Raw genomic sequence first — 21,446 nt, forward strand, 5'->3', positions numbered from 1 at the left:
GTTAAGTCCGATTTAACTTATTTGTAACAACAGCAAGGGCTGTGTCCGAATTTTCGAGCCGCGGATAATAACACTTTTTGTACGATATCCGCCAGAGATGACGCCTTTATGACGTCAACTTTTTGACCTGAAATTTTAGAAATCCTTCAACAAATAGGGTAAACCCACTATTTTCAAGACTTTTTTAATTAAAGCGGCATAAAGTAAAGCTTTGCCGAAGGGCAAATATAATTTTCCAATACTCTATCCTGTCAACTTTTACTACTAACAGCTTACAGGCTGCCGCACCAAAGATGCAGAATAACACTGTATTGAGAGACTAGGCAGCGTCTCTAAATGGCGACAACAAAGGTATGACAGCAATGTAACACGCGAAATCCAATTTCCCATTTAACCCCTTGTTCGCTTTAGGTTATGCTTTGCGCACTCTAGCCTGGAAGGCTGACAGGATTTGATGTACTGGCTTTTGTCCCCGCGAAACGGCTCTTTTTTTACGGCATTTTTTGCTGGCATTCTGGCGTGCCTGTTGGTCAGTTCTGTGGTCCAGGCGGTGCAGGAATATTTTCAGTTTGACCAGGCCTTCTATCAACGCATTACCGCCAGGTATGGCGAACGAGCCAAGCGTCCGGTGCAGGATTGGCAGGAACTGATACAAGATCATCTGCAGGATGACATTCAGGTCAAACTGAATGCGGCTAACTACTTTGCCAACCGCAGAGTCCGATATGCAACCGACAAGGTACATTGGGGCCAGAATGACTATTGGGCCACCCCGATAGAAAGCCTGGTCAGCCAACGTGGTGACTGTGAAGACTATGCGATTCTTAAATATGCTTCTTTACGCGCTATGGGGGTGGAAGAGGACAATCTCCGTTTAATGTATGTGCGGGCCACCACAGTTAATGAACCGCATATGGTGCTGATTTATATTGATGCCGAGCAACCTATGCCACTGGTGCTGGATAATCTGACAGATAAAATCCTTCCAGCCGATCAGCGCCAGGATCTGAGGCCTGTTTACGCATTCAACGGTCAGGGACTATGGCTGGCGCGTGCCAAAGGCATGGGTAAACCAGTTAAGAACAGTCCTGGCGTGGCAAACTGGACAAAGTTGCTGGAACGGATAGAACAGGGTGAATAGTGGCGCAGAGGTTAACCGAGCCCAGTGCAGGCCGGTATTTCAGGAGAATAACAAATGAATGAACAACGTGGCGCAAAGCTGACAGGCGGCCTGTCACTCAAAGCCCAGCTGTACGGCTTATTGGCTATTTTGCTGGCACTGGCTTTTGCCAGCGCCCTTTATACCAACGTGGAAGGAATCCGCGCTTATCAGGCAAAGCAGTTGGCTTCGCATGCCCAGGATGCGGCCCACAATCTTGGCCTGGCTATTTCACCACATCTTGATGAGCCCGATCTGATTTTGGCCGAAACCATGGCCAGCGCCATTTTTGATTCGGGTTATTACGAGCAGATTCAATTCACCGATGCCGAGGGCAATGTCAGATTCAAACGCACCCATGAAGGTGGCGAAATCGCTGCCCCCAAATGGTTCCGGCAGTGGTTTGTGTTAGATGCGCCGATAATGCAAAGCGAAGTCGCCAATGGCTGGGTAGCGGGGGGCGTGCTGACTGTGCAGTCGCATGTGGGCCAGGCCTATGAAACACTTTGGCAAAGCGCTGTCAGCCTGTCGCTGAACACTCTTTGGTTACTGGTAGCAGCAATGTTGATTGGCTATCTAATCCTAAAAGCCGTGTTAAGTCCCCTTTCAGCATTACAAAGCCAGGCGCTGGCGATAATGCGTAAAGAGTTTCGCCAGGTAAAGCGTCGCCCTTTTACCATGGAGCTTCGAGCACTGGTAAATGCCTTTAATCAGATGGTCAGTAATACCGAACGCAGTTTTTCTGAACAGGCTGCCTATGCCAAACGTTTGTCGGAGCAACTGTATATTGACGGCCTATCCGGCTTGCCCAACCGTCAGGCCCTGCTAATGCAGTTTGAACCGCAAAAAGAAGAAGCCTTATTGCATCACGATAACCTGCAACTGGGTTTGATTCGCCTTCCCTCTTTAACGGAGCTCAATCAACAACAGGGTTATGCCGCAGGCGACGAATACCTGCTTCACTGTAAAAACCTGGTAGAACAAATCCTTAGCCAATATCCAGACAGCCGCCTTTACAGATTATCAGGGTCTGAACTGGCGATACTGAGCCGGCTTGACACCGAGCAACACCAACAGTTGGTGGAACAGTTACACAATGTCTTTCAATCGCAATCACCAGAGCTTTACCCCCAAGGCTTTGCACAAGTCTTCATTACCGATGTTGGCATGCAGGAACCATTTCAGGATGCCATTGCCAGACTGGATACCTTGCACCTGACCCACAACAGTATTGAACCCTCAACGGTTCAACAAATGGCCGTGCCGCAGCAAAGTCGTCAGCATTGGCAGACTATCATCAGGCAGTATACCGCCATGGCACAAACCGGCATGGCAATAGAAAACCAAAGCCAGTTTGATCAGATAAATGACCAGTTGGCGGGCCATTTTGAGTTAATGTTGCAACCAATATTGAGTAACACAGGCGAAATCCTTTATTCCGAATCACTGGTGCGTTTTAACTGGCAACAGGACAGCTTATCTACTGCAGCCACCTTTGCCATGGCAGAACGTTTGAATCTGGGTCCAGCCCTGGAGCGCGCTGTTCTATGCTTTATTTTGTCAACATTGCGCCATTATAAAGAGCATAAAGTAGGCATTAATTTGAGTAATGTGTTTGTCACCGACAAACAACATCAGCAATGGCTGCTGACCTTACTAAAAACCCTCAAGGGCCAGCTTCCGTCGCTGGTATTTGAAATCAAGGAAAGTGCCCTGCACCATCAGGGAAACAGAATTAATGACCTGATTCAGGCATTGCACAGCAATGGCGCTGAAGTGACCATAGAACACTTTGGCGCACATTTGGGTAGCTTCCAGGCTATCGGCAATCTGGACATCGATTATGTTAAGATTGACGGTAGCTTTATTCGTAGTTTGAACCAAAACAATAATCTGTTCTTTGTGCAGAGTCTGACCCAGATCTGCCATGCCGTAGGCATTAAAGTGCTGGCAAGCCATGTTGAAAATGCCACTACCGCCAGACAGTGCCTGCAATTGCACCTGGATGGCATTCAGGGACGAGGGATTGCTGATGCTGCATCAATTAATGATTGTTTTAAAAATTTCATATACAGCGACACACTCGCTGGTTTAGAATTGCGCAATCAATTTTTGTCTTAGTCAATGAGGGACCATTATGAAAATCAAGCATTTGTCCGTTCTTATGGCCGCCGCTCTGTCTGTTTCTGCTGTACAAGCACAAGAATCAGCATTGAATCTGGCCCAACTTCAACAAGCTTATACTCAAGCTGCCAACCAAGGTCAGACTTTTGTGCAGTATCTGCGTCAGCAAGTGCTGACCGATGAAATGATTGCAGCCGATCCGGCTGCTGCAGAAGGCACATTGTCTTCGTTACTGGCACTGCTGAGCAACGATCAGGATCAGGTGTCTGAACTGCTGAACTCTGTTAGCACATCCGGACTGAGCTCTGATCAAATTCTGGCCAGCGCTGTAGGTGCAGGTATTGATCCTACCCTGGTGGGTAATCTGGTTGCCGATACCGCGACTGCAGCCCCCGCTGCAGCTACTGGCCCTGCCCCTGCTCCAGGCGTACTTGGCCTGGGTGCCGGTACCGGTGGTGGCGGAACTACCGCATCTACCAACTAAGTTGAAGTTATCTGTAAAAAGGGCCGACAGGCCCTTTTTTGTTTGTGGACTCAATAACTAGTATGTCAGCAAGATCATCAGCACAAAGTAGCACGCCCCTTATATGGTGGCTGGGCTTAATTCTGATTTGGGCTCCTATTCCGCTTGGCAGTAACCGCCCGTGGGCCTGGGATCTTCTGCACGCACTGATAGCCCTTGGTGGGCTTTGGCATTTTGTTTTGGTGTTACGGCAAAAAGCCAGCTTGTGGCCATCGGTTCGTCTCGGTACCTTGCTTTTGGGGCCTGTACTGATTGCTGGCTATCTGACGCTGCAAAGCCACTGCCTGATAGCTGGCATTTGTAGTGTTGATCCCTTTCAAACCGGGATTATGCTGGAAAAAACCCTGTATTTAGTGTTGTTTATGTATCTGCTTTGCCAGCACAGCACCAGCCAGACACAGTTAAAGGTTATTTTAACCTGCATTCTGATATCCGGCGGATTCCAGGCCTTATATGGCAGTCTGCTGCACCTTAGTGGCGTGGAATTGTCGCCGGTGTTCGGAGTTGTAGAGGGTGAACGCGCCAGAGGCAGCTTTGTTTATCAGAATCAGTTTGCTAACTACCTGGCACTTTGTCTGTGTTTGGCCATCGGCTGGATGCTCAGTGAACTCAGCACTAACAAGCAACGGCTGTCCTGGGGAAAATGGCTGCGGTCACTGTCTGAGCTTATGCTGAGTAGAAAGCTTTTGCTGCGTCTGGCCATTATTTTAATGGTAATAGGTTTAGTGCTTAGCCGTTCCAGAATGGGTAACGCTGGCTTCTTCACCGCGTTAGGGCTGGTTTCAATACTGGCGTTAATTATCTATCGCCGCCCACCACCACTGCTCAAATGGTTGGTACTGAGCATTTTTATACTGGATATGCTGCTTATCGGCTCCATGTTTGGCGTGGAAAAAGTCAAACAGCGTATGCAGGAAACCAGTTTTGTCAGCGAAGCCCGCGACGAAGTGGTATTGCACAGCCTGCCATTACTGCAAAAAGAAGGTCTCAGGGGTACTGGTGGCGGCACCTTTTACACCGTATTTCCGGCTTATCAGCAGGGCTCTTATAGTGGCTTTTACGACCATGCCCATAATGATTATCTGCAATTTGCCATAGAGCTGGGCTGGCCCATCACCCTGATATTATGCTTGTGGCTGGTGTGGGTGCTGTGGCAAGGCCTGTATGTAATGCACAAGCGAAAAACCAAGTTGTACCAGGGCATTGCCTTCGGATGCAGCATGGCTTGGGTGCATATGGCCATGCACAGTACAGTGGATTTCAGCCTGCAGGCGCCGGCCAATGCCTTATTGTTTGTCAGCCTGCTTAGCTTGATCTACTTGGTCAGGACGCTGCCCGCTGAGCACAAAGCCAGGTCAGGTTTTTAATCCGGCTTTGCTCTAAGGCTGGGGTTTTGTTCAGCAAATACGGACAAACGATATCCTGGCGCTGGTATTGGGCGGTCAATTCCCTCAGGGCCTTAAAAGTAGGCCAATGAGATTCTGACGCCCGACCAACAATACTCAGCAACCATATTTTGTCCGCAATAGGCAGGCTGCCCCAATTGGCCAGCCCAACGGTCAGTTGCTGACGTAAAACTTCCGGGATAAAGGGGCCATATTGTTCAGCCCGTTTAAGCTGTGTTATTGCACCCGGCAGGTCATTACCTATAAATGCCAGCGCATAGCCATAATCAGAATAGGCATTGGGCCAATCAGGCCTGAGCTGAATGGCTTTTTCATACAGGGGGATCAGGCTATCCAGCTGCTTTACTTCAAAGCCAAGATATATCCCCCATTCCATTACCTTCGCCAGGGTCAGCATATAATGAGCAGAATCCGGTTTGCTACTAAGGGCGATACTGGCAGCCTGCTTAGCCAGTTGATAAGTGGCCAGGTCCTGCTCTTTGCCCGCCTGCCACTTGTCCAGTTTGTCAGCTGCCACATAATACTGAATATTGCCATGGGCCGTGGTATATAACCCGGGCAATTGCCAGACCAGCAGTAATAGCATGATTACTGCAACGCTGTATTTCAACGCGGGATTTAACTGAATAGAGAGCGGCATATAGCCCCTGGCGTCGTCACCATCAAACGTTCAGCCGTTTCTTCCCCAAGCAATTGTGCTGTATGACTGAAGGCTTGTTGCATTCGCGGCGGTCTGCGCTTAACCGAATGGGTATCTGAGGCAATAATGTCGAACAAGCCGTCCTTAAGCCAACGCTCGCCGAGTATCTGAGCGGTTTCCCCCATCTCACCGATCAAGGCAGCGGCGGTGAGCTGAAATAAACAGCCAGCCTGTTTAAATGGGCGAATCAGTTCTGGATTCGCTTGCAGATCCCGGTTACGTTCAGGGTGGGCTATCATCGGCACTATGGATTGTTTCATAAGCCAGCGGATCAGCCGATCGGCACCGGGCGGAATATGGCTGTGAGGAAATTCCAGCAGCAGTACCTTATTGCCGTTCAGTTCACCTAAAAACAGCAACTGTGCTTTTTCCACCGCGGGCAACAACTCAGCACAAACCCTGGCTTCACAGGCACTACGTAATTCGATATTGATTTGTTCTGCATCGCACAAAGACTGCAAATGGCCCAGGCCTGCCAGAATTTTCAACCTGTCATTGTCAAAACGCCCTGGATACCAGTGTGGTGTGCAGACTATACGTGTTACCCCTTGCTGATGGGCAAGACGCAACAAAGCCAGTGACTCTTGTGCGTCACTGGCCCCGTCATCAATACCTGGAATTAGATGGGCATGAAGATCAATCATGCCTTGTCAGCAGGTTGTTCATAAGCCTGATAGTAACCGTATTCTGAACTGCCACCATAGTAGCTGGTCTGCTTATCGGTGGCCAGTTGGTTAACCACCACCCCATACACTCTGGCATGCGCCTGATGCAGCTTAGCCAGAACATGTTGCACCACAGGGCTGCGGGTGCTGTCGGCTTTCACCACTAACACCACGGCGTCGGCTTTGGGTGCAATCACCAGGGCATCACTCACGGCCTGCACCGGCGGCGTATCGATTATGATCTTATCGTAGCGCGATGACAATTCTGCCAGCAGTTTACTCAGTTTGTCGCCGGACAAGAGTTCCAGCGGATTCAGAGGTACAGCACCAGCAGGCATCACATCGATACCCCTGACATCACGGATAATACAATCGTCCAACTCTTCGGTGCCCCCAATACAGTCAGCCAAGCCAGCCTGATAAGGCGGTAATTCCAGACGACTGGCCACAGTGGGCTTACGCATATCCGCATCAATCAGCAGCACTTTTTCCAGGCTGGAGAACGCAAAGGCCAGATTAAGAGACGCCGTGGATTTACCTTCTTCAGGCAATGAAGACGTCACCTCTATCACTTTAAGGGGTTTGTCCAACGCCATCAGCGACAAGCTGGTTCTGATACTACGAACCGCCTCACTATACATTTTTTGCTGGTCGTCAAAGAAGGCAAAGGTTTTGTCTTTTTGCGCCAGACGTTTCTTCAGTCTGGGTATATAACCCAGCGCCCGGTGACGCAGCAAAGTCTCAACATCTTTGGGTGACTTTACGGTATCGTTCAGGGCGTCGAATACCAGCGATACCACCATACCTAAAACCACACTGGCCACAAATGCCAATAAAATAATGAGTTTACGCTTTGGCTTGACCGGATCAGTTGGCATAGTGGCAAAGTCGGTAAAGCGTGCCACGGGAGAATTAAAATCCCCAGCCACTTCGGTTTCCTTCTGACGCCCCAGGAAACTGTCAAATAAGGTGCGGTTGGTTTCCACTTCACGTTGTAAGCGACGATACTCTGTTTCAACTGAGCTTAAGCCGGAAAACACCGAACGCGCTTCTTTAAGCTGTTGCTCCAAGGCAACCAGGTTCTGGTCGGCAGATTCCAGCTCTTTCTGGATACCGGCCACCAGTTCCTGAATCTGGCGACGCAGATTTTCCTGGACAGTTTTAAGCTCGGCCTGCGCAGCAACCATCTTAGGATGTTTCGGGCCGTAAACCTGAGCCAGCTCAGATACTTTGCGCTCAACCGTGATCAGTTCACGCCTGACATTCTGAATAGATGGATGTGACGTGACTTCCGGCAGACTCTGCAGACGCTGGTAGTTGTTTTTGTAACGCTCCAGCAATTGCCATAAACCTTCGGCTTGTGCCTTGCGAGACCGTGCTGAGGTAATGTCGTCGGTTAGTTGCTGCAACTCGCGCGCATCCAAAGAGGTAATACCTGCCACATCCACCAGGTTATTGTCTTCGCGGAATCGTTCCAGGCGTTTCTCTGAGTCTTCCAGACGCTGGCGTAACTCTTCCAGGCGTCCGCCCAGCCAGGTATTGGCCTTTTGCGTGATTCCCACGCGGGCGTCTAACTGGCTTTCGATATAGGCCTGGCCCAGCGCATTAGCAATATCCCGCGCAAGCTTGGGGTCTTCAGATTCGAAGCTGATTTGCACTAACTGCGTACGACGAATTGGGCTGACGCTGATGCGATCAATAAAGCGATTCAACGTCTTGGTCATCTTACGCGCCGCGGCCGCTTCCTGGTCCAGCGAAGGTTCTGAAGGCAGGAAAGGCAGCGCCGATTTAATCAGCTTGACCAGATCATTTGTCAGCGAGGATTTGCCCTGAAATTCAGGGTGCTCAAGAATATTAAACTGGTGAAACACCCGTTCAGCCACAGCCCTGGATTTGATGATTTCAAATTGGGTCAGGTAATACTCCTGCTGCATGGAGTTAAAACCGTACACTTCTTCGATCTTTATGGCCTGAGCCTGCTGCGCCTCAATCAATAATGTCGAGGTGGCTCGGTAAACCTTCGGCATTCCGAACACCACCACGCCCACTAATACGGTGACCATAATGGCCATCAGCAGGATGCGCCACTTGGCCGCCATAATGACCATAAAGGTTTTACGCAGATCAATAACCTGCTCTCGGCTTTCCTGCTCCTGCAGGTTAACGGAATCCATTGGCGCCATGCTTAGAAAAATCTCTGTTGGATAGTAATGGTATCACCGGCAAATACCCGACTATTCAGAGTACCGGTTTCCTGCTGTGACTTACTGCCTTCACGGGACAGACTGACGCCTTCTTTAGACGCCCTTTCGGTCAAACCGCCTGCCAGTGCAACGGCCTGATTGACCGTCATACCTGGTTGATAGGGATAAGCTCCAGGCTTCTTCACCTCACCGTGTATATAGAATGGGCGGTACGCCACAATCCCCACATACACATTGGGATTGATCAGGTAGTCACCCTTCAGCCCATCATGGATCAATACTTCCACTTCCTTTAGGGTTAGGCCACTAAGGCGTAACGCACCGAGAAACGGATAATTGATGATACCGCTGTCGGTAAGCTGGGTGCTGAGATCAAGCTCTTCTTCCCCGTAAACCTTGATTTCGATACTGTCACCAGGCCCCAACCGGTAGTTTTCGCCCTCCTGGGCGAAAACCTGGCAAGACAATACAAAAAACAGAAAACACAGAACTCGCATATAGCCTCTTACAGATTCATGCCTACGCCAAGATAAACCACGCTCTTGTCGTATTCAAAACGCGCATCAGTGGAAGAACGATCAGAGATTTGCACGCCTCCCTCCAGCTTCCACAAGTAGCTGATACGATAGCTGGCTTTGGCTTCGTAGCGCCAGAACTTATCTTCCTGGTCGTACCCTTGATAGTCTGAACGAACATGTCCAACAGTCAGGTTAGTCTGCATGTCCTGACTCCAATCATGGCTCCAGCCCAAACCGTGACGGCTTTCTTTAATAACGTCACCACGCAGGTCCGGATCGCGGGCACGACGACCTGTTTCCAGAGTAACAGTGCTATAGGACAGAGGCTGCCAGTTCACTGCTGCCTGCCATGAAATACCGCTGAAATCTTCACGGCTAGCGGAGTCGAAACTCTTTTTCTGATAACCGATACGGAATTCACCACTGGTCAAAGCCGTAGCCTGCCAATCCATACCCACCAGGTAGCGAGTATCAATGTTGTCACGATCCCCACCCACCGGGTCGATTCGGTCATAACGTATATCGTCACGAGTTACCTGGGCAACCAGGCTGGTGAAAGCACCAGTATCGTAGTAGAAGGCCGCCTGTGCGTTGGTTTTGTTAAACTCACGGAACTGAGTAACGTTTTCCAGGTTCTGATAATCCTTCTGCGTATAACCACCACCAAGACGGATACGGGCAGGCGTAGAACGCGCACCAAACTCAAAGTAGCCGTTAACATCCAGCGTGCGGAATTCAGCTGGTTCGGCCTGGGCAGAGCCACCGGCATCAAATACACCAGTGCCGCGTTCCTCGTGGCCATCTACAAATTCAGCTTCAACAAAAACCCGGTGAGAATCAGAAAATTCCCATTTTGCGTCACCGCTGGCATAGGCATCCAGGAAATTATCCTGGCTGCTGGAGAAATAGTTGCCTTTGCTCACCCCGGCTTGCAGATTATATTCATTCACACCGTCCAACAGTCTGGCAGCAACAAAGGGTGAAAATACCGCAATGGTACTACCCTGTTCGTTTACCCCATCATTACTTACGTTGTCATCATGTTTCAGTTTAAAATCGAAGCCCGGCATAATATCAAAGCCGCTTTCGGTCTGAATCACATAGCCAGCCTGGTCCTGTGCAATAGCCGCTGAGCTCAGCGCAGTAGCGATTAACAGGCTTAAATAAGTAGGTTTATTCATGAAAAGTCCCCTAGTACGCATTTTTTCCGGTAAATCCCTTAAATAAAGTCATAAATACAATTCTGATATCAAACCACAGTGACCAATGACGTATATACTCAAGGTCATATTTGACACGCATTTCCATTTTCTCGAGGGTATCGGTTTCCCCCCGCCATCCGTTAACTTGCGCCCAGCCGGTAATGCCAGGCCGCACTTTATGTCTGAGCATGTAATATGCCACTTGCTTACGATATTCTTCATTGTGGGCCACCGCATGAGGACGCGGACCGACTACTGACATATCGCCCATCAGCACATTGATAAACTGCGGCAGTTCATCCAAAGAGGTACGGCGTAAAAAACCGCCGAGTCGGGTAATACGTGGATCATTTTTAGTCGCCTGGACCACCTTGGCACCGTTTTCCTGCACCCGCATAGAGCGAAACTTCAATACTTTTATGGCCTTACCATCAAGCCCGTAACGGTTTTGACGGAAAAATACCGGCCCGGTGGAATCGATTTTAATCGCAGTCGCAATAAACAGCAGTAAAGGAGAAATCAGCAATAGCACAGCAGCACTGAATAACACGTCAAAGGTGCGTTTGTAGAAATCCTTAATACCATAGGCTGGCGATTCAAATACGCTGAGCGTATCCAATTCGCCTACACTGCCGATACGCGCATGCATCAGGTTTTTCAGCAGGAAGTCAGGCACCATCAATACATCAACAGTGGTGTCACCTAAACGCTGGATAATATCGGCAATACGCCTTTCCGCCAGCATCGGCAAACAAATATACAACTTTGACACTTCACCTTGCTGGGCAAGCTGCACCGCTTCTTCAATACTGCCTTTGAGTAAATCCTTGTACCCATGACCAAGACGCTCAGCCGTCCGGTCGTCAAAAAAGCCGATACAGTCGAACCCTAGTTCAATATGCTGCTGCATTTCCTGATACAGCTCCATGCCTGACCGGGTCATGCCTACGATGGCGACTTTTTGCATGCTCAGACCCCGGCGACGACGCCAGGCTTTTACATGCTTAGCGGAAATACGCCAACTCACCAGTGCCAGTAAGCTTGATGAATACCACCCCAAGAGCACAACACGGGAAAAGGTTGCGCCCTCTTTCAATACAAACAGCAATGAAAAGATCAGCAAAAAGCAGGCGCTATGCACCAGTATGACCAACATCAACATGCGGGAAAAACGCCCTACCCGCCAGGAGCGATAGAGGGCGACAGACTCGCCGACATAGGCATAAAGCAGCACCAGCGACAGCAACACCAGCAAATAATCGCGTGAAAAATCAACACCATACAAGTAGCTGGCAACCAACAGGCTGGTAGCCAGAATGAAGACGTCAATCAGGCGATAGATAAAATGTGTTGAGGAATCTACTTTGAATAACGACGAGGTATTCATTTTCCGGTCCTTGAAAAGAAGTACTTACATACCGCCTAAGGCAAATTGGTGCGCAATGCTAAAGTAAAGACATTGCAAATCCAACCACTAAATGACGAAAAATTACGCACATGTTGCCAGGCGCCTGAAATCTTAAAAAAAGTTCTACTCACTAAGTTGAACTTTACCTTGCGGCCTGCGCCAGGCTCTTACTGTGAACCAAGCACACAGCGCTAATATCCAGCCCGTTGCAGAGGCGGCGAAGTCAACCACACTAAACTGACGATGCGGCACCCAAGCCTGAATCAGCTCGTCTATGCCATATACCAGCAGTAAAGTCAGAAAAAACACAAGCTGGCGAGCCCAAGTCTTTGCGCTGATACCCGATAACTTAGCCAGCGCCAGGGAAAGACCAAAGCCTACGCAAATATGCAGATAATAATCTGCGCCCAGAAGCCGCTCAAACCACTTCGGCAATGCGCTCCAGGCTGGTATATATTTGGCAACAACCAACATTAAACAAAAAAAGCAAGCCAACAGAGCGGTACTGTAAGGAATAGTTAATTTCTGTTTCAGATTCATGAACACGCACACTTTCCTTGCAAGCTCCACAAACAAGCATTAACACCTCGTTAACACTTGAATTTACTGGCTTTGTGGCTTCTCTTTTTTAGGATAACAAGTAGAAAATAACAACGCATCTAAAACATAATATTATTTTTTTGGACTGTAGGACCCCTTTGGCACCAAACCCCTCGTTTGTCAGAGTTTTTTACACACAAGATCTCAATAAATACAAAAACTTTAATATAATCAAAAAGATGGAATTAAGGCACAATTATTGCTTTAGGAAAAAGCAGGATATGTTGTTATTTATTTTCAGATAAGGAGATTCTCGATGCTGAAATCTAAGCTATTAAAGACATTTGTTGTATTTTCCGGACTTAGCGTGGCCGGTGCGCAGGCCTCAATTCTTAACGGCAGTTTTGAGCAAGATCCAGGTACCAACCCTATTGTAATGAATGATTCCACTTGGGTTGCCCCTGATCCAAATATCCCTTTTGCGGACTTGGTTGGTGCCGATGAAGGCAAAAGATGGGGAGTATTCTCCGGGTTATCAGGCTGGAATGTGGTAGGTGGTGCCGGTATCGAAGCTAATGCCAGCGGTAATATCGCCGGTTTCAACGCTTATGATGGTAACTACTATGTAGAGATGGACACCCATTTCGACTACCAAAACCCGACCAATAGCAACACCACTATTTATCAGGAAGTTACCGGGTTAACAGTGGGTCAGCAGTATGAGCTGTCATTCGCTTATGCTTCACGTACCACCTTGGCAAATGACAATGGCGTAAGCATTTTCTGGGGTGACGATGTCGCTGATCTGTTCGATACATCAGTAATGGATGTGGATACAGATGGAACTGCATTGGCCTGGCGTATCATTTCCCTGAAACTAACTGCCACAGCAGAAGATATGCTGCTGGGTTTCGGCTCTTTTGGCACTGAAGCCTATGATGTGATGTACAAAGGCAATCGCTATTACAACCCTGAAAGTAATGGTAAAGGTGGCATGCTGGACGCTATCAGCTTGAACGCTGTTGATGTACCAGAGCCAGCCAGCCTGGGTATTTTGGCACTGGGTTTATTGGGTCTGGGCGCCGCCCGTCGCAAGGCTAAATAAAGCTAACTGTCAGAAATTTTTACAAAAAACGCCAGACACTGTCTGGCGTTTTTTTATGCCTGTATGTGGCAATCTTAGCCTCTTGCTAAAAACACATTCATTTTCACCGCTGAGGTCGCGGAGAAAAGCATAAGATCTCTCGGTCTATGTGCTCAAAAGCTCGGCGTTCTCTGCGTCTCTGCGGTGAATAATATTGGCTTCTCGCAAAGACGCAGAGTGCACAGAGAACAACACGCGAAGTAATCATCCCCTTAAACAACTCTGTGCTCTTTGTGAACTCAGCGGCACTGCGAGAGATAGTTTCGTGTTTTTCGTGACTTTCGTGGTTGGTCTTTATCCCTCTGCGAGTTTTTCTTTGCGTACTCGGCGGCTTTGCGAGAGGGCTTTGTTTATTTACTCGGCAGAAAGTCTTGTCTTCGTGATTCTTCTTTTCTTCGTGGTGATACGGGGCTGTTTTTAAAAAAGCTATTGATCAGTCTCCTGTCTATCTCTGTGCCTCTGTGCCTCTGTGGTTTTATCTGATTTTTTACAGGATGTTGCTTAGCGAACTCAGCGTCTCGGCGAGAGGCAATCCCGTATTAAGGTCAGTTCTGTGCGCTCAAATACCACTGGTAGGTTTTATCCAGCCCGGTGAGCAGATCGGTTTGTGGTCGCCAGCCTGTACTGAACAAAAGCGACGAGTCCAGCCATTTGCGTGGCGTGCCATCTGGTTTGCTGGTGTCAAAATGAATGGTACCGCTGTAGCCGGTAATATCAGCCATTGTTCTTGCCAGTTCAGCAATGCTGATATCGCTGCCACAACCAATATTAATGTGTGACTGCATGGGCGAAACCAACGCCCAAAACCTTGCTGTATCCATATCCATTAAGTGCATACAGGCTTGGGCCAAGTCGTCTACATACAAAAACTCCCTGCGCACCTTACCCGTCCCCCACACTGACAACTGGGGTTCATTGTTGCGCTTTGCCAAATGAAAGCGTTGCATCAGGGCCGGAATAACATGGCTGTGTATTGGATGAAAGTTATCAAAAGGGCCATACAGATTGGTGGGCATAACACTGCGAAAATCGCATCCATGCTGGCGATAATAACTTTCACAAAGCTTGATCGCGGCGATTTTTGCAATAGCGTAGGGTTCGTTTGTTGGCTCAAGATGACCAGCCAGCAAACTCTCTTCAGACATAGGTTGAATCGCCAGTCTGGGATAAATGCAGCTGGAGCCAAGGTTCAGTAACTTGGTTACATCACTTTGATAAGCCGCATGAATAACATTGCAGGCAATCTGCAGGTTCTGATAAATAAAATCAGCAGGCAAATCACGGTTAGCCAGAATACCACCGACTTTAGCTGCAGCCAGATAGACCTCATCAATCTTATGCTGTTTAAAGAAATGGTATACGGCCTGCTGATCCAGAAGATCCAGCTCACTTCGCTCTGCCACCAGCAGTTTAATGTCAGGTCGCGCTGATAACTTTCTGACCAGGGCCTGCCCGACCAATCCATTATGTCCTGCAACATAGATGCATTTCATAGTTTGCCCGTTAATAACCATGGTGTCTTAGCAGTGCCAGCTGCTTGGCCTGCTTTAAATCGGACTCAACCATTTCGTGGCATAAATCAGTGAAGTTATAGTCAGGTTTCCAACCAAGTTCACGCCCGGCCTTGCTGGCATCACCAAGCAACGAATCCACTTCTGCCGGACGGAAATATCTTGGGTCTATTCGCACTATGATCTGACCTTGCTGCAACCCTGGTGTTAGCGTGGCATCCATCGATTTCACCCGACCGATTTCATCCTGACCTTCGCCTTCAAACTCCACCATGATACCCAGCGCTGCAGCGCATTCCTGCAAAAAGTCCCGTACCGAATGTTGCTCCTGCATAGCGATCACATAATCGTCTGCTTTCTCTTGCTGAAGCATCTGGTGTACCGCCCGCATATAATCCTTGGCATGCCCCCAGTCACGACGAGCCTCAAGATTCCCCAGGTACAGGCAGTCCTGCAGCCCCAACGCCATGGCAGCAAGACCACGGGTGATTTTGCGGGTAACGAAGGTTTCACCCCGACGCGGGGATTCATGGTTGAACAAAATACCATTGCAGGTATACATGCCATAGGCTTCACGATAATTCACCGCAATCCAATAGGCATACAACTTAGCCACGCCATAGGGTGAGCGGGGATGAAATGGTGTCAATTCGTTTTGCGGTGTTTGTTTGACTAAACCATATAACTCAGAGGTAGAAGACTGAAAAAAGCGGCTATGTTTATCAAGTCCGCATTGACGCATGGCTTCTAACAGCCTCAATGTGCCCAATGCGTCTACATTTGCCGTGTATTCTGGGGTATCGAAAGAAACGGCGACATGGCTTTGTGCTGCCAGATTATATATTTCATCGGGACGGATCTCTGCCATTAGTCTGGCAAGCTGACTGGAATCGGTCATATCGCCATAGTGCAAGGTCAGTCTGGTGTCCTTATCATGCGGATCCTGATAGATGTGATCAATACGGCTGGTATTCAGAGACGAAGCCCGACGCTTCATACCATGTACCCGATACCCTTCAGCCAATAAAAATTCTGCCAGGTAAGATCCATCCTGACCGGTTATTCCGGTAATCAATGCGACTTTTTCGCTCATGGTTTTCCTAATTGCTTACGACTCACCAATCTGTTCCACCAATGCCCTATCACCTGCCACAAACCTAACAGCAAAAATCTTGGATTATGTTTGATGTAGCGCCAAAACAGACGTCTTGGTTCCTGACTAAAGCGATAGAGCCACTCTAAGCCTATTTTCTGCATCCATCTCGGTGCAGAAAGCTTTGTGCCTGTTATAAAATCAACGGCCGCACCAATACCAATCATTAATGGCCCTAGGTGCTGATGGCTGGCCATCCATTTTTCCTGCTTGGGGCATCCAAGCCCAACAAATAACAATTGTACCCCTTGAGCTTGAATGTCTTCGCGTACTTTTTCTTCTTCACATGCTGTTAGGGGACGAAAAGGAGGAGCAAAGCGGTACGCCAAATGTAACCTTGGGAAGCGATTCAGCAACACATCCGTTAACTGCTGCAACTGTACGCTGTCGCTACCGCCGTATATTCCCACCCTGATGTTGTGGTGCTGAGCTTGTTCACATAAAGCGAGAAACAAATCCTGTCCTCGAATTTGTCGCGCACTTGTATGCCCCATTAAACGCTGCATCCAGCAAAGCGGACGCCCATCGGCCAAAACCAAGCGAGCCTGACTAAGCAGTAGTGCAAAATCCGGGTCGTCCAACGCTTCCATGCACATATGTACATTAGCCAAACATACATAGCCTTGTTGCCCGGTCCGGCATAATTCGATAATAGTGTCCTGAGCCTGTTGGAAGCCACTAACCGCAACATGAGTGGAAAGAATAACTGATTTCAACGACTACATCCCTGCACTTAATTCATTGTAAAGGCTAAGCAGCGCCTGGGAATGAACCTGTGGTGTGTAGCGCTGCAAAAATGTCTGTCTGGCTTTTTTACCCATCTCTTCAAGCAACAGTGGTTGTGCTAGCATCTTATTAAGTTGTCCCGCCAGTATCTGCCAGTCGGCACTCTCTATCCATTCACCGTTATATCCCGGTTGAACCAGTTCCATCAATGCCCCTTTTTTACTCACCAATGCCGGCGTGCCATGGGCAAAGGCCTCCATAACAACATTGCCAAAGGTTTCAGCTACACCAGACGGCGCAATCAATAATGCTGCACCTTGGTATAATTCACTGAGGTAATGTTGCTCAACCTGACCAACAAAGCGAATACGCTCAGGTATGTCTGCTGTGGGCCGATTGGCTCCAGCGACAACCAGTGGATACTCAACGTGTCGCCAGGCATGCAGTAGATTGTCCAAGCCTTTTTCGGCAGATTCACGCCCTACAAACAACGCATAATCCCGTGCCCCATTGGCTTTATTGTGATCGGCCTTTGACGTCGAAGGATAAAAATGCGGCAACACCCGCAGCTTATCGGCAGCAAACCCCACTTTAATAAAGTGTTTACGCACATAATCAGAGGGACAGATAAAACAATCGACTTGTTTGTGCCAGGTTCCCAGCACGCGGTGGCTTTCAATCATAGTGCCGACAGCCAGGCTCGCCAATATTGAATTCTGATAACTGGCCTGCCAGCATTGTGACAAAGTATGCGCGACAGAATATCGGGCGTCACCCTCTGGCAACATGGCTGATGGTGTCAGACAGCGAAAATTGTGCAGAGTCAGTACCGTTTTCATCCCCAAGGCTTTCGCCTGATAAAAAACTGCCGGTGACAACTGAGGAAAAAAGTTATGCACATGCAATATATCGCCCTTCTGCGCTTGCATGGCAATTAACTGCTGCTTGCCGCCACATCGCCAACTGGCCTGCCAGCCCAGACGTGCTTTTTCCAAAAGGCTGCTGGTTGCAGGGTTATATTGATACCAGGGGACCAGCTCAATACCGGCATCGCGCAGCAACTGCGCTTCGCGTTCCACTACCACATCTTCCCCACCACGGCGGCTGTAAAAGCAATGAGCCTGATAGACTTTCATGGCCGTATCCTAGTTTGCAGACAGGCCTGAATACCGGCAGCAAATTTGCTGACCATAGCTTCAATACTGTATTTTTCACTGCTTAGATAAGCGTTATGGCACTGTTGTGTATAGCGGTCTTTATCCATTAGTAATGCCGCTGTCGCATCACAGATCGCCTGCGCATCAGGTTCAACTAATTGGCCATTCACATTTGGCTCAAGGTAGGCGATTTCCGGACTGTGATATGGCAGATCGCAAGTTATATAAGGTAAACCTGCGGCAAAAGCATCAAGAATGGCCAGCCCGGTAAGGCCCGGATTCAGTACCAGTGCTGCCTCGGAGTAGGCACGCGCTTTGTCCTTGCCAAAACAGGGCCCGCGGTAATCCAGCCATGCTCTGGGAGTCATCAAGTGCGCCAAAGGGCCATGGCCTAAAACAATCAGTTTTTGCAAAATACCTTGTTCGAATAATCGCTCAGCAGTGTCCAGCAACAAGTCCAGGCGTTTTTGCTCATATAGCGCGCCGCAGTACAGCAATGTGCCGGATTGTTGTATCCCGGTTTGCCGCAGTGCAGCAACCTGCCGGGCAAATTCATGCGTATCAATACTATTATTCAGTGCACTGACCTGCCCGGTTGGCATACCAGCCTGCTCAACATGCTCTGCGACTTTTGCGGTATAAGCAAAGAACCAGTCAGCTTTGTTGATTAGCCAGGACTTCAGTTTATCGCGCCAACCATAGTGTTGCCCCTGATGATGGAAACCATGCCCCCACCAGGCCAGCCTGGTCCGGCTGGAAAAGCGACGCCGCAGCAACAGCCAGTAATTTAGCAAATGACGATTGGCCTGTTCGACTATTACTAAGTCGTATTGACGCAGATTGCTTACCCGATGCAGCGTCATGCGGCCAAACCGCAACACGGGGATCAACCGGTAGAAATCGGCAGGCGGCTCAAGACAATTGTCTTGTTTAAGTTGCTCGTTTTTATCTGGCCTGGCAAAGGCCACCGTGAGTTGGATATCAGCCGTCGCCAGTTCATCGTGCAAGCGTGTAAATAGCGGCACACGATATTGTTTTAATACATCCTGGATAATTAATACCTGGTACATCAGCGGCTTCCCACTTTGCCGCCGCGCAAATCGGCGGGCTTCTTGCCGCGCCACCACAGCCATAAGCGGGGAAACAGCTTGCGCACCAACACCTTAAGCCACAACAGCGGCCAAATGGCGCCACCGTGTCGGCGTACAAACAACATCCACTCATCCACCGGCACAAACTTACCCGGATGATTCAGTAATGTCAGCCGGGTCGATAAAGGCAAGGATGCATCAAACACTGAATTAAGCTTGGAATTTGACGCGCAACGGCCAAAATACCCTGGTGCCACATACAATGCTAAACCGGCCTTTTTTAAGCGGAGACCATAGTCAAAATCCCCCAGCGCATGGGTGAAGGCCTTGTCCAGCAAGCCGATAGCAGCAAATGCCTGGCGGGGAATCAGACACAAATTGCCATTGATGAAATCGCATTGCTGACTTTGTGCCTGCGGTTGCAAAAGCGCGCCGAAACCAAGGGGGTGCCAGGCGCGTAGCGAACGTCGACCTCCGTAACTCACCTTATCAGCATCCGGCTCCAGCATGCTGCCAACCAATGCACCCGGGCATTCGGGCAGTTCAACAAAGGCTTGCCACAACCTCTGCAGGGCATCCGGATATAATTGCACATCATCGTTCAGCCACAGATATGCGTCATAATCCTGCTGACTGGCCTGTTGCCACACATACCGCATAGCGCCATTCCAATACAGATTGCCGCTGCCCTGATGCAATTTCACCCAGGGATACTGTTCCTGCACCGCTGACGACGTGCCATCAGTACTGCCATCATCCAGTAAATAAATGTCCAGTTGCAGACCAACGGGTAACTGCTGGGCTTGCAGGGATGCCAGACAGGCCAGGGTTTTTGCCTTGCGGTTAAAGCAACAGATCAGTATCGCCAGCGTTTTCATAACTGCGGCTCCGTGCTTTGCTGTGGCTTTATTCTGGTCAGATAAAAGGGGTAAAGGTAAAGCAAAATAACCAGCTCACCGGCCAACAGGGCAAATAAACTGGCCACCGCACTCACTTGCCAGACCAGTAATGCTGCGACAGGCAAGGTGACCAGTGCAGCGGTTGCACAAGCTTTGGCCAGCAGTGCAAAGTTATCACTGGCCTGCGCAACGGTTGCCGGCGCTTGTCGGATGCTACGCAAGAACATGATACAGCCCCACAGTAAACATAGCGTCAACATGGTGTGCTGCTCATCTGCAGACCATAAACCGTGCTCCGGAAAATACAGCAATAGCGCAACCAACAGGGTGTTCCCCGCCCAGCTTAGTAACGACCAACGTGCCAATTGGCGGGCCGCCAGACCAGACAATGATGCCGGGGATGTATTTAATAAACTCGCCAGCCTGGGGCGTTCATACATTGCCAGTGCCCCCTGAACCACCAATACCGGTCGATAGAGCAGCGTTGCCGCCGCAATAGGGGCAAAGGCAGCCGGACCAGCCAGTAAACTGATGATATAGCTATGGCCATTAGCGGTTGCTTCCAGACTCAACGCCCCCACCAGCGCGGCCTTGCCCTGATTACGAATACCAAGATTAACCGTCTGCAATTCGCGGTCTTGCATCGATAACAGCAACTGGCGCATATGCTCCCAACCTAAGGCGATGATGCCAGCTAACAATGATACCCAGCAGACCATCAGCACCTGGGTCAGACTAATGTTGTCGCTGAACCACAACCAGAGCGCACCGAGCAGCATAAAAAATGCAGTTACCCAGTCGCTGCGCATACTGACAAGAGGTCTGACACTCAGGCAGTAACTGCGGCCAAACCAGCGAATCACCCCCAACAAGACTAAGGTTCCGGCGTGCCAGAATATCTCTGCAGGCAAATCCAGTGCGTATACAAGTACGACCTGGCCCAGCATTAGCAGTAATGCCAGCAGCAGATTAGCCAGAAAGAAACCACGCAATGCCAATGGTGGTATCACAGGCTGATTTAAAAAAATCAGCAAGGGGGCACCTAACAGCGCGTTGGTTATGCCGTAGGCGAGGCCAGCGGACACCTGCAACATGGCAAAACTGCCAAATTCTGATGTCAGACCATTGCTCAATAACAGTAAGGATAAAACCAGATTAGCCACCGCCAACGCGGCACTGGAAGAAACATTCAGTAGACGACGCCATCCTGGCCACAGGCTGTTTATCAACAACTTAACATCCATCATTTGAGTAATAAGCCAGGCCAGTTTTGAACAGGATATCAGCACGAAACCGCATGCATGGAAACGCTATCA

At 49.3% G+C, this 21,446-nt stretch carries 19 protein-coding genes; 5 read left to right on the forward strand and 14 right to left on the reverse strand.

What is annotated here, in order from left to right:
- The first annotated feature begins 454 nt into the window (after window positions 1-454).
- The 4 genes from CSR04_RS11020 (at window position 455) to CSR04_RS11035 (ending at window position 5,173) form a co-directional block, all read left to right on the forward strand.
- Window positions 455-1,141: a transglutaminase-like cysteine peptidase gene (locus tag CSR04_RS11020; protein ID WP_102796353.1), complete on the forward strand. Its 687-nt coding sequence runs from the start codon at window positions 455-457 to the stop codon at window positions 1,139-1,141.
- A gap of 54 nt (window positions 1,142-1,195) precedes the next feature.
- On the forward strand, window positions 1,196-3,280 hold the full coding sequence (locus CSR04_RS11025; RefSeq protein ID WP_102796354.1) for an EAL domain-containing protein: 2,085 nt from the start codon (window positions 1,196-1,198) through the stop codon (window positions 3,278-3,280).
- A 16-nt stretch (window positions 3,281-3,296) separates the two neighbouring features.
- Entirely contained in the window at window positions 3,297-3,767 is a 471-nt protein-coding gene (locus CSR04_RS11030) for a hypothetical protein (protein ID WP_102796355.1), read from the forward strand.
- A 62-nt stretch (window positions 3,768-3,829) separates the two neighbouring features.
- Window positions 3,830-5,173, forward strand: coding sequence for an O-antigen ligase family protein (locus tag CSR04_RS11035; RefSeq protein WP_102796356.1), 1,344 nt, complete (start codon window positions 3,830-3,832; stop codon window positions 5,171-5,173).
- On the opposite strand, the gene CSR04_RS11040 is transcribed toward CSR04_RS11035, so the two are convergent.
- The 7 genes from CSR04_RS11040 to CSR04_RS11070 form a co-directional block, all read right to left on the reverse strand.
- Window positions 5,130-5,798: a hypothetical protein gene (locus tag CSR04_RS11040; RefSeq protein WP_102796357.1), complete on the reverse strand. Its 669-nt coding sequence runs from the start codon at window positions 5,796-5,798 to the stop codon at window positions 5,130-5,132. The two genes, CSR04_RS11035 and CSR04_RS11040, sit on opposite strands and share 44 nt — an antisense overlap.
- Window positions 5,799-5,830: 32 nt before the next feature.
- Window positions 5,831-6,556: a tyrosine-protein phosphatase gene (locus tag CSR04_RS11045; RefSeq protein ID WP_102796358.1), complete on the reverse strand. Its 726-nt coding sequence runs from the start codon at window positions 6,554-6,556 to the stop codon at window positions 5,831-5,833.
- Complete coding sequence (locus tag CSR04_RS11050; RefSeq protein WP_172449324.1) at window positions 6,553-8,751, reverse strand: GumC family protein; 2,199 nt, start codon at window positions 8,749-8,751, stop codon at window positions 6,553-6,555. Before CSR04_RS11050 ends, CSR04_RS11045 begins: the two co-directional genes overlap by 4 nt.
- An 11-nt stretch (window positions 8,752-8,762) precedes the next feature.
- Window positions 8,763-9,278, reverse strand: a complete 516-nt coding sequence (locus CSR04_RS11055; RefSeq protein ID WP_102796360.1) for a polysaccharide biosynthesis/export family protein — start codon at window positions 9,276-9,278, stop codon at window positions 8,763-8,765.
- 8 nt (window positions 9,279-9,286) lie between these two features.
- Window positions 9,287-10,480 (reverse strand): outer membrane beta-barrel protein, encoded by a 1,194-nt coding sequence (locus CSR04_RS11060; RefSeq protein WP_172449325.1) that lies wholly within the window; start codon window positions 10,478-10,480, stop codon window positions 9,287-9,289.
- 10 nt (window positions 10,481-10,490) lie between these two features.
- Window positions 10,491-11,888, reverse strand: coding sequence for an undecaprenyl-phosphate glucose phosphotransferase (locus CSR04_RS11065; protein ID WP_102796362.1), 1,398 nt, complete (start codon window positions 11,886-11,888; stop codon window positions 10,491-10,493).
- A gap of 144 nt (window positions 11,889-12,032) precedes the next feature.
- Window positions 12,033-12,449, reverse strand: a complete 417-nt coding sequence (locus CSR04_RS11070; protein ID WP_102796363.1) for a VanZ family protein — start codon at window positions 12,447-12,449, stop codon at window positions 12,033-12,035.
- 316 nt (window positions 12,450-12,765) lie between these two features.
- Here CSR04_RS11070 and CSR04_RS11075 point away from each other — a divergent pair, with 316 nt between their 5' ends.
- The gene (locus tag CSR04_RS11075) at window positions 12,766-13,554 is read left to right on the forward strand and encodes a PEP-CTERM sorting domain-containing protein (protein ID WP_102796364.1); all 789 of its coding nucleotides are present in this window, start codon (window positions 12,766-12,768) and stop codon (window positions 13,552-13,554) included.
- Window positions 13,555-14,138: 584 nt separating this feature from the next.
- On the opposite strand, the gene CSR04_RS11080 is transcribed toward CSR04_RS11075, so the two are convergent.
- From CSR04_RS11080 to CSR04_RS11110, 7 genes are read right to left on the reverse strand one after another with little or no spacing between them, the layout of a single operon-like run.
- Window positions 14,139-15,086 (reverse strand): GDP-L-fucose synthase family protein, encoded by a 948-nt coding sequence (locus CSR04_RS11080; protein WP_102796539.1) that lies wholly within the window; start codon window positions 15,084-15,086, stop codon window positions 14,139-14,141.
- A 10-nt stretch (window positions 15,087-15,096) separates the two neighbouring features.
- Window positions 15,097-16,197 carry a GDP-mannose 4,6-dehydratase gene (gene gmd, locus CSR04_RS11085; protein WP_102796365.1) on the reverse strand — a complete coding sequence of 367 codons (1,101 nt, stop codon included), beginning with the start codon at window positions 16,195-16,197 and terminating at the stop codon, window positions 15,097-15,099.
- Window positions 16,194-16,973 carry a WecB/TagA/CpsF family glycosyltransferase gene (locus CSR04_RS11090; protein ID WP_102796366.1) on the reverse strand — a complete coding sequence of 260 codons (780 nt, stop codon included), beginning with the start codon at window positions 16,971-16,973 and terminating at the stop codon, window positions 16,194-16,196. The genes gmd and CSR04_RS11090 overlap by 4 nt, the downstream gene beginning before the upstream one ends.
- Before the next feature lie 3 nt (window positions 16,974-16,976).
- Entirely contained in the window at window positions 16,977-18,119 is a 1,143-nt protein-coding gene (locus CSR04_RS11095; RefSeq protein WP_102796367.1) for a glycosyltransferase family 4 protein, read from the reverse strand.
- Window positions 18,116-19,210 carry a glycosyltransferase family 4 protein gene (locus tag CSR04_RS11100; RefSeq protein ID WP_172449327.1) on the reverse strand — a complete coding sequence of 365 codons (1,095 nt, stop codon included), beginning with the start codon at window positions 19,208-19,210 and terminating at the stop codon, window positions 18,116-18,118. The genes CSR04_RS11095 and CSR04_RS11100 overlap by 4 nt, the downstream gene beginning before the upstream one ends.
- Window positions 19,210-20,109, reverse strand: a complete 900-nt coding sequence (locus CSR04_RS11105; RefSeq protein ID WP_102796369.1) for a glycosyltransferase family 2 protein — start codon at window positions 20,107-20,109, stop codon at window positions 19,210-19,212. Before CSR04_RS11105 ends, CSR04_RS11100 begins: the two co-directional genes overlap by 1 nt.
- The gene (locus CSR04_RS11110; protein WP_146027154.1) at window positions 20,106-21,362 is read right to left on the reverse strand and encodes a hypothetical protein; all 1,257 of its coding nucleotides are present in this window, start codon (window positions 21,360-21,362) and stop codon (window positions 20,106-20,108) included. Before CSR04_RS11110 ends, CSR04_RS11105 begins: the two co-directional genes overlap by 4 nt.
- Window positions 21,363-21,446: the final 84 nt, after the last annotated feature.

It is taken from the genome of Bowmanella denitrificans (assembly GCF_002887595.1).
Lineage (GTDB): Bacteria > Pseudomonadota > Gammaproteobacteria > Enterobacterales > Alteromonadaceae > Bowmanella > Bowmanella denitrificans.